A 9,452-nucleotide genomic window follows, 5' to 3' on the forward strand; every position below is an offset into this window, starting at 1 on the left:
ACGTCGTTACCAAGTCATCGAAGCGGCGTTGAGTAAGCCGACTGCCACGGCCACGCTGGCCATTAAAATGCCGTAGGCCTGGTGGCCTTCGGTAATGTGCTGAGACAGGCTTTCGCCCTGCTTGCGCAGAAACAACTTAACGCCAAAGAAGGTGGCCAGCTGAACGATAAAGGCGACAATGCCCCAGAGCACAAAATCGATGAAGCTAATGGAGTTTGCCATCGCGCTGTACAGCGGAATGGTGAAGCCTAAAATGGAGCCGCCATAGGCAGAAGCAGCGGCCGCATTACCTTCGCGAATCAGCGTCCACTCGTGGTGCGGGGTAATCCGGCTGTAGCAGTACATAAAGGCGGCGAGCAGGATAATCGCCGTGACTAGATAGGCGATAAATGATGGCAGGCCGTAGAGGTAATTCACCATGGTGGTTGCTTCCTTTTCAGTAGCTTAAAAATAGACTTGCGGGTCAAACAGCGTCGATATCGACGGAGGCCACATCTACCCCCACGTTGTGCACCACCATAAAGCTGCCTTCGCCATCGCTTTCTGCGCTCAGCAGTAAGTACTCCATACGCTCAGCGCCTTCGATGGTACGCTCATAGAGCATGGCATGGTGGGTCACATGGCGCGCCGACACGCTCTCGGTGGTCATTACCTGCTCTTCGAAAACCACCGGCGGCGACCACAGGCTGTCACCATTCCCCCACACTCGCTGATAGGTGCAACTGCGCGCCTCCTCAGTGGTTGAGGTGAGCGCGATGGTTTGGGCGCCGATGCTGTCGGGCTGTTTATCTTCACCGTTTATCAAATTATCAAATTCGGCATCCGAGAGATGGGCAACACGGTAAAAGTCGAACAGCTTATATTCAAGCACCTGACCGTTCTCAATATTGGCCTGCAGCCAGGTGTCGTTATCCAGATAGAAGCGCACCAAGTGCGCTCCTTGACCAAGATCGACGTGCCCCACGGCAGCTATATGATGGTAGGCATCGTCGTTCCAGCGAAACAGTGCATCGGGGTGGGCGCGCAGGCCGATCAGCTTAATATTGACGCGCCCATCCAGGCGTAGGCCCTCAAGGTCTTCCTGGCTGATACTCATAGGCAGGCCAGCGGCCACCGGGCGGCCTTCGTTAGGCTCGGGTGGCTTCTCCGTAGTAGCGCGAAAAAGTGCCTTGAGGGTGTTAAACATGGCCTGGCTCCCTAATAAATTTAAACGCTGATTTGCTCTTAACGCTTATTCCTGTGCGGCGTTTTTCTTCGCTTTCAGGCGCGCTAACACGTCGTCAGCTTTGCGATTCTGGCCACCCACCCCGGCTGCTTTCAGGCGGGCTTCCAGCGAGCTGCCGCTCTCTTCTGCGGCCATGTCGTCAGCGGCTTGCATTTGCGCTGAATTAAGCTGCTGGCGCTCTTTGATGCGCTCCAGTGACTCCATGGCGCTGCTCATGGCGCTGTTCTGGCCTGAGTGGCGAGCCGCAACGGCAGATTGGGCTTTTTGTGCTGACTCAGTCGCCTTAACGACGCTCACCTGCTGCTTGAGTTGGCGAAGCTGATTGTCGGTGCCGCGAATCGCGCCGCGTAGTTTTTCGATGCTGGCGTCGTACTCGCTGACAATAGCGCGCTCCGCTTCCAGGTCATCCTGCAGCGCCACCATGCGTTCAGCCACTTCCACGGCTAGCGCTTCTTCACCTTTATCCAGCGCGGCCTCAGCGCTTTTTTCCAGTTCGGCGATTTTGCTTTCCAGGGCGTCAGCTTTATTGCTGTTTAGCTGGCGCTGGCCCATCAGGCGGGTGAGTTCGGTTTTAGATTGGCTCAGGTGATTTTCCGAGTCGCGGATTTCCTGGTCTAAAATGCGCAGTGCTTGGGAATCCACCACGGCTTGACCGGTTTCATTCGCTTTGCCACGCAGGGCAGTCATAATTTTGCTTAACATATAAGTGTCTCTTCTTTAAGAATATCTTTAAATAAAGCGCCACTGTTTCAGTGTGCATGTCAGTGGCGATGACCGATTAACTCTGTTTTCGATAACCCCTGTTAGGCTTAGGCAAAGTGCGTTTGAATCAGTTCGGCGACGTCCATGGCCGCGCTGGCCGTGGCGTGTAGCTCGGCACAAATCGATTCAAGCTTTGAGTCGCCAAACAGCTGTCCGTAAGCCACATAAAAGTCGTGACCGTCGATCTCGACAATCCCCACGGAGGCCAGCGGTAACGCAATGCCTTGGCGCAGCAGTACTTCGTTGAGCTCAGCGGTGTTTTTAACGCTCTCCACGGCAACGATAGGTGCCATGGCGACCCACTCATTTTCGCTGCGCGAGAGGGTAATCGGCAAGTTGCCGTAGTCGTTAAGCTCCCAGATCAGGGTCTGATTCGTCTCATCCAGGCTGATCGTGCCCTCGGGCCACTCAAGGGGGGCCTCTGTAGCGTTGTTGGATGCCGGCTGGCGGACTAATTTATATAGCTCGCTGGCGGTGATGCCGTTGGTAACGGTAGGCGTAGTCAAGGCGATCTGCTCCATCGTTTGTTAAGTGACCTTACCTTAACATTTAGTAGAGCAAATGGTTCCTTTTCGCAAAAAAACGCCCCGCCTCTTTCCCTTATCGTGTCAGGTGAAAGAGTTGGGGCAAACATTTAGGGGTGGGTAACGCTTAGGAATGGCGACTAAGGCGTTTGGTAGGTGTCGTTGAACCGTTTGCGCAGTTCATTTTTCTGTACTTTGCCCATCGTATTGCGCGGCAGTTCATCGACAAAGAAGACCCGCTTGGGCTGCTTATACTTAGCTAGTCGCCCATCTAAATGGGTGATTACTTTCTCCTCTTCAAGCTGGTTTTCTCCAAGATCAGCGCCTTGCTGGCGAACCACCACTGCGGTAACGCCCTCGCCAAAGTCAGGGTGCGGTAGACCGATCACTGCGGATTCGGCGACTTGATCAAGCTCGTCGATCACCTGCTCCACCTCTTTGGGGTAAACGTTGTAGCCGCCGGAAATCACCAGATCCTTGTCACGGCCAACAATATGCACATAGCCCTGCTCGTCGACCATGGCGAGATCGCCGGTAATGAAAAAGCCGTCGTCTAACAGCTCTTCGCGGGTCTTTTCGGGCATTCGCCAGTAGCCGATAAAGACATTCGGGCCGCGAATCTGCAGCATGCCAATCTCACCAAACGGTACCTCCGCGCCAGTTTCTCGGTTGGTAATGCGCATCTCCACACCGGGTAGTGGCATGCCCACAGTGCCTGCTCGGCGGGCACCGTCATAGGGGTTGGAGAGGTTCATATTGGTTTCAGTCATGCCGTAGCGCTCAAGAATCGCATGCCCCGTTTTGGCTTCAAATGCCTCGTGGGTCTCGGCGGTGAGCGGAGCGGAGCCGGAAACGAACAGCCGCATGTTGGCGGTAGCTTCTGGGGTCAGTCGTTCGTCCTGAACCAAGCGCGTATAGAAGGTAGGAACGCCCATCATCACAGTGCCACGGGGCAACTCTTCAAAAATGACATCGGCATCGAACTTAGGCAGGAAGAGCATGCTGGCGCCCGCCATCAAAGTGACGTTGCAGGCGACGAATAAGCCGTGGGTGTGGAAGATCGGCAGCGCATGAATCAGCCGGTCATCAGCGCTGAAGTGCCACGCTCTGGCCAGGGTCTTGGCGTTAGAGGCGAGGTTTTTGTGCGTTAGCATGGCGCCTTTGGAGCGCCCAGTGGTGCCTGAGGTATAGAGAATCGCGGCCAGGTCGCGTTCGCCAAGTGCCACGATGTCTTCTCTTGGTACTGCCGCTTGGGCGGTTTCCATCAGGCTACCATCGGCGGCGCTGCCCAGGGTGACCACCGCCGGACAGCCGGTTTCAGCAGCAAGCGACAGTGCTTGCTCTTCTATCTTGGGGCGACAAACGAACAGCGCGGGCTCGGCGTCATTTAAAAAGTAGCGAATCTCATCGCCGGTATAGCCCGTATTGAGGGGCAAATAGACGCCGCCGATGCGCAGGCAGGCCAGGTAAAGCAGTATCGCCTCAGGACTTTTATCCACCTGCACGGCAACGCGGTCGCCTTGCTTAACGCCTAGCTCGGTTAGTGCGCCGGCAAGCTGTGCACTGATGGTCAGCGCATCGGTGTAGCGATAGCGGCGGCCATCGCGGGTAGTAATAAAATCGGCCTCTGCGCGCTCGCGCATTTTGGCAGCAAAGGTTTCAAATAGGTTGTGGCTCATTTGGTGGTCTCTCCTTTGGCCAGCTTGCGAGCGCGTTTGGCGAGGTCGCGCACCTCATTCGAGCAAGCAACGGTCGCCTTGGCGGTATAGTTTTCGTGATTGCGCTCGATATCGTCCAGCACATACAGATAGTTAACCATCAGTCCAGCGGCTTGTTTAAAGCCCTTCTCGGAGATATCGCCCAACCAATTAATACGGTGGAGTTCAGCGCCGTTGCCGAGGTGAAAGCGGGCCACCGGGTTGAGCGGCAGGCCGTGGCGGTTCTTCTCTTCGACCAAGTAACGGGCGGCCAGTGGGCGAATCGCGGCTTTAAGCTGCTCTTCAAGCGCTTTGTCCTGATGCCATCCTGGGGTTTCAAGCCCTTTGAGTGATTTACGCAGCGACGAGGGAAGCTGCTCATCCTCACGCTGCTCCTGCAGCCACTGGGCGAAGCCAGGTACCGGCGAGAGGGTGACGAAGTATTTAAGCTGCGGCAGCTCCTGGGAGAGCTCTTGCACCACCTGCTTGATCAAAAAATTACCGAAGGAGATGCCGCGCAGGCCGGTCTGGCAGTTGCTGATACCAAAGAACGCCGCAGTATCGGCATCCTCGGGCTCATCGATGGCTTTTTTAGTATGACGACTCTCTCCAGAACCCTCTCCAGAACTTTCCCCCGATAAGATGGGCTGTATACGGCTTGGCAAGCCCTTGTGGAGGGCCACTTCCACAAAGATCAGCGGCTCGTCGCCAATGGCGGGGTGGAAGAAGGCGAAACAGCGGCGATCGCGGGCATCCAGGCGCCGGCGCAGATCATCCCAATCCTGTATTTCGTGTACCGCTTCGTAGCGGATGATCTTCTCTAGAATCGAAGCGGGAGTGTTCCAGTCAATGCGCTTGAGCATCAAAAAGCCGCGGTTGAACCAGGAGCCGAACAGATGGGCGAAATCGTCGTCGATGGGCGCTAATTCCGGCTGTTCGCGTAGTAGCCCCAGCAGGTCTTCACGCATTTTAACCAGCTCATAGGTGCCGTCGCTGGCCAGGTTTAAACGCCGAAAAAGCTCTTGGCGCCGGGGCTCGCAGGCTTCAAACAGGCGCTGTAGCGATTGGTTGTCGCGAACCTCTTGATATGCCAGGTAGGCCGCGTCAATGGGGCCAGGTTCAGCCGCAAAGTCAGCCATTAGGCGGGCAAAAAAGCTGCTTTTTTCAGCTGCCGAAAGGCGCTGATAAATCGCCAAGGCGCGGCTTGCCAGCGCGATGCTGGAGGCTTCGCCATCGCTTTCCAACAGCTTGTGGCAGGCGTTAACCAACTGCCCATGGTCGGGCGTTAAAGTCTCGGGATGGCGGCGCCGCAACAGTGCATCGCGCTGAGTGATGTTGTTGAACAGCTCCTGCAAAAACAGCATGTTCATGGTCGAACTCCTTAACCCATGATCAAGTTAGGTAGCCAAAGCGCGATGCCTGGGAAGAGACACAGCAGCAAGATACCCAGCACCATACATAGCGCGTAGGGCAAGCTTCCCATCAGAATGTCGCGCAGCGAAATATCCGGTGCGATACCTTTAATAATGAACAAATTGAGACCCACTGGCGGTGTGATCAGACCTATCTCCAGGTTGATGGTCAAAATCACCGCAAACCAGTAGGGGTCGAAATTAGCCGCCAGGATGATAGGTAACAGAATGGGCGCGGTCATCACGATCACGGCCACGGGGGGCAGGAAGAAACCCGCCACCAGCAGAAAGAGGTTAATCACCCCCATCAGCGCCCAGCGGTTGATCTCCAGATCAGCAATCGCGGCGGCGACGGTTTGGGTGATAAACATCGAGGAGAGCGCATAGGCGAACACTTCGGCGGTGGCGATCACCAGCATGATCATCACGCTTTCGCGCAGCGAGTCGCGCATAATCAGTTTTATCGGGCCCAACTGCCACATGCGGTAGATCAAAATAGCCAGCGCCAAACACAGAAATGCACCCACACCCGCCGCCTCTGACGGTGTTGCCACCCCACCGTACAAGGCAAACAGGATACCCGCGACCACGCCCAGGAAAGGCAGAACACGCACTAGCGCTTTCAGGTTGGTATCAACATTCTGCTTAACATTCTGCTTTAGCCGTTCGACGGACTCCGCCATCGGGTTGTTATAGCCACCGGCCATCTTGCAGGCGATCATCGTCCAGATCATAAACAGGCCTGCAAGCATAAAGCCTGGCACCACCCCGGCAATAAACAGTCGACCAATAGAGGTCTCGGTGGAGATGCCGTAGATAATCATGGTGACCGACGGCGGAATCAGGATGCCCAGGGTGCCACCCGCGGCAATACAGCCCGCCGCCACGCCATCCGGGTAGCCGCGCATGCGCATTTCGGGAATGCCCATTTTACCAATTGCCGCACAGGTGGCTGGTGACGATCCCGAGAGCGCAGCAAAGATAGAGCAGGCGCCGATATTGGAAACCGCCAAGCCGCCGGGCAGCTTGCCCATCCATAGATCCAGCGAGCGATACAGATCGCGCCCGGTGGGGGAGGAGGCCACCGCGGCGCCCATCAGAATAAACATCGGAATGGCGACAAAACCAAACTCGGCGATGCGGTCAAAAAAGGTTTCCCCGAAGTAGGTGAGCTCAGCAAGGCCGCGGTCGTAGATCAGCGCCAGCAGCGATACACCGCCCAGGGCGAAAGCGATAGGGGTGCCAATGGCCATCAGCGCAATCAGCGCGATGGCGACAATAATGCCTAAGGTAATGGGATCCATGCTTAGTTCTCCCCACGCAAAATTTCAGCCACATACTGCAGCGACAGCAGGGTAGCGCCGACGGCCATGGGCAGCAGGGCGGGCCACAGCGGTGGATTCCAGACGGAACCCGTCGTCCACTCACCGTGAAGTGCCTCAAAAACATAGACCCAGCTGGCATACGCCAGGGCGGCACAGAAACCTAATCCAAACAGCGAAGCGATCAAACGCATGATGGTGCGGGTAATACCACCCAGCGCATCGGGCACAATAGTGATAGCCACGTGCCCGCCGGTCATCAGTACATAAGGGCTACCCATCAACATCGCTGCCGTTACTGAAAAGATGGTGAATTCGGTCTGCCAACTGGTGCTCATTCCAAGCAAGTAACGAATAAATACCATCTGGCAAATCACTAATACGCCAGCGATAAACATGGCGCAGGCTAAATAGGCGGAAAGCCGCGAAAGCTTATCCATGACGCGAATGTAGCCGCCGATGATGCCCCCACGCGTCAGGGCATTGTGAGTCGTTGCAGGTGCCATATTTCCCTCGTCAAGCTGGTTATTTCGCCAAGCTAAGCAAGCATCAGTTGAAAACGGCCACCCCGAAGGGCAGCCGAGCCGTTAGGCGTTTATAGGTTGCTTACTCGACGGCCAGCGCTGCATCGATAATGGCCTGGCCATTGGGAACATTGTCGGCAAAGTTTTTGTAGGAGGTTTCCTTGGCGATATCGAGCCAGGCGTTGTAGTCGTCTTCGCTCATGCTGACCACCTCAACGCCGTTCTCCTCGTAAAGATCGACCATTTCTTGATCAATGGCGGCGGCCTCTTCAGCAAAGAAGGCTTCTGCGGCTTCACCGGCTTCTATCAGCGCTGCTTGCTGTTCCTCGTTAAGCTCTTGCCATACCTGCTCAGAAATAAGAATGGGTTCGTACATGTACCAGAGCGCGAAGTCACCCGGCTCGGTCAAGCATTCAACCTGTTCATAAAGCCGGAAAGAGATAAACGACATCGACGAGGTATTGGCGGCATCCAGCACACCTGTTTGCATGGCGGTATACACCTCGGAAGAGGGCATGGAGGCAATGGAGGCGCCAGCGGCCTCAAGCATTTGTTCAAACGCAGGTCCTGCAGCACGGAAATTTTGGCCCTCGACGGTATCCGGGGAGGTAACGCACTGTTCGCTAGATGCAAAGCCACCGGATAACCAGGCATCTGCAAGTACTCGAGCGCCGCCTTCGCGAATGACTTCTTTAATCATGTCCATATATTCAGAGTCATTCAGACGTTGGGCATGGGCCTGATTACGCACTAAGCCCGGCATCAGCGTAGCTGAAAATTCCGGATGCCGACCACTGGCGTAGTCCAGCGGTAGAGAGGTGATATCGAGGCGACCACGAGCGATAGCGCCCCACTGTTCACGCGCTTTGAACAGCGATTGGCCCGGATAAACTTCTATGGTCAGCCCTACATCCGCATCGGCTACTTTGCGGGCCATCATTTGCACCATTTCGTCGCGAACATCTCCCTGCCCCCCGGGGAATTGATGCGACGCGCGTAGCACGGTATCGGCAGAGGCGTGGGAAGCGGCAATGGCGAGACCGAGAGCGGCAGCAGTTGAGATCAAATAGCGTTGCATGAGGCGTCTCCAACAGTTGTTGTTGTGTGTTTGGATGGGCTATATGTATCTATCAGTCGAGCTGATATATATATCAATAGGCGCTATGTATGCTAATGTCAACTGTATGACAGCATTAAAACGGCTAAGACGAGCCGCGATCCAAGGAGGTAAAAGATGACCGGCACCAAGCGATCCAATGCTCAGCGATTAAGAGATTCTCTTGAGGATGACATCATCAATGGCCGCCGTTTACCGGGAGAGCGCCTGGATCCAGAGGCCTTGGGGCGCGAGTTTCAGGTTTCGCGAACGCCTGTGCGCGAAGCCTTTCAACAGTTGGTCGCCAGCGGCTTGGTCACCGTTTCCCCGAAGAAGGGCACCTTCGTTGCGAAAGTGGGGATTGATCAACTGATCGAGATGTTTGAGGTGATGGCGGAGCTTGAAGGCATGTGTGGCCGCTTGGCGGCGCGCCGGATTACCGAATCAGAGCTGGCCGCGTTACGCGAAGCGCATCAGCGCTGCGAAGCAGCGGCCCTGGCCGGCGACAGCGACGAGTATTACTACGAAAACGAAGGCTTTCACGACTGTATCTACACCGCTAGCCACAACACTTTTTTGGCCAGCGAAGCGCGCCAACTTAAACAACGTTTAAAGCCTTACCGGCGCCTGCAGCTCCAAGTGCGCCAGCGGGTCAATAATTCCCTTAGCGAGCACCAAACCATCGTCGAGGCTATTGAGCGGGGTGACTCTGTGGCGGCCCAGCAAGCACTGAGCGACCATGTATTGATTCAAGGCGAGCGCTTTAGCGATTTCGTTTCCAGCGTACGCAGGATGGAGTCACCGTTAGAGAGAACGGGCTGATTTGGGTTGCTAACCAGCCTCGGCAGTAGCTCTCCTGCTTGCGCAAGGGCTAGCCAACTTTTATCTGT

10 protein-coding genes are annotated in these 9,452 nt (G+C 55.7%); 1 reads left to right on the forward strand and 9 read right to left on the reverse strand.

The window, feature by feature from the left end:
* Positions 1-6: 6 nt before the first annotated feature.
* The 9 genes from HZS52_RS08725 to dctP all read right to left on the reverse strand — a co-directional run bounded on the left by HZS52_RS08725 (position 7) and on the right by dctP (position 8,544).
* A complete protein-coding gene (locus HZS52_RS08725) occupies positions 7-420 on the reverse strand; it encodes a DUF350 domain-containing protein (RefSeq protein WP_022521852.1) in 414 nt (137 codons plus the stop codon).
* A gap of 43 nt (positions 421-463) precedes the next feature.
* On the reverse strand, positions 464-1,186 hold the full coding sequence (locus HZS52_RS08730; protein WP_022521853.1) for a DUF2491 family protein: 723 nt from the start codon (positions 1,184-1,186) through the stop codon (positions 464-466).
* A gap of 45 nt (positions 1,187-1,231) precedes the next feature.
* The gene (locus HZS52_RS08735; protein WP_009285863.1) at positions 1,232-1,927 is read right to left on the reverse strand and encodes a PspA/IM30 family protein; all 696 of its coding nucleotides are present in this window, start codon (positions 1,925-1,927) and stop codon (positions 1,232-1,234) included.
* Between the two features lie 107 nt (positions 1,928-2,034).
* Positions 2,035-2,493: a DUF2170 family protein gene (locus HZS52_RS08740; RefSeq protein ID WP_223828097.1), complete on the reverse strand. Its 459-nt coding sequence runs from the start codon at positions 2,491-2,493 to the stop codon at positions 2,035-2,037.
* 158 nt (positions 2,494-2,651) lie between these two features.
* On the reverse strand, positions 2,652-4,190 hold the full coding sequence (locus tag HZS52_RS08745; RefSeq protein ID WP_138799352.1) for a malonate--CoA ligase: 1,539 nt from the start codon (positions 4,188-4,190) through the stop codon (positions 2,652-2,654).
* A complete protein-coding gene (locus tag HZS52_RS08750; RefSeq protein ID WP_022521856.1) occupies positions 4,187-5,578 on the reverse strand; it encodes a malonyl-CoA decarboxylase in 1,392 nt (463 codons plus the stop codon). The genes HZS52_RS08745 and HZS52_RS08750 overlap by 4 nt, the downstream gene beginning before the upstream one ends.
* 11 nt (positions 5,579-5,589) lie before the next feature.
* Positions 5,590-6,924: a TRAP transporter large permease gene (locus tag HZS52_RS08755; protein ID WP_009285860.1), complete on the reverse strand. Its 1,335-nt coding sequence runs from the start codon at positions 6,922-6,924 to the stop codon at positions 5,590-5,592.
* Between the two features lie 2 nt (positions 6,925-6,926).
* Entirely contained in the window at positions 6,927-7,448 is a 522-nt protein-coding gene (locus HZS52_RS08760; protein WP_022521857.1) for a TRAP transporter small permease subunit, read from the reverse strand.
* A gap of 100 nt (positions 7,449-7,548) precedes the next feature.
* Entirely contained in the window at positions 7,549-8,544 is a 996-nt protein-coding gene (gene dctP, locus HZS52_RS08765) for a TRAP transporter substrate-binding protein DctP (protein ID WP_009285859.1), read from the reverse strand.
* A 156-nt stretch (positions 8,545-8,700) separates the two neighbouring features.
* Between dctP and HZS52_RS08770 the strand changes: the two genes are divergently transcribed.
* The gene (locus tag HZS52_RS08770; protein ID WP_022521859.1) at positions 8,701-9,384 is read left to right on the forward strand and encodes a GntR family transcriptional regulator; all 684 of its coding nucleotides are present in this window, start codon (positions 8,701-8,703) and stop codon (positions 9,382-9,384) included.
* Positions 9,385-9,452 lie beyond the last annotated feature (68 nt).

The organism is Vreelandella titanicae, assembly GCF_014697095.1.
Taxonomy (GTDB): Bacteria; Pseudomonadota; Gammaproteobacteria; order Pseudomonadales; family Halomonadaceae; genus Vreelandella; species Vreelandella titanicae.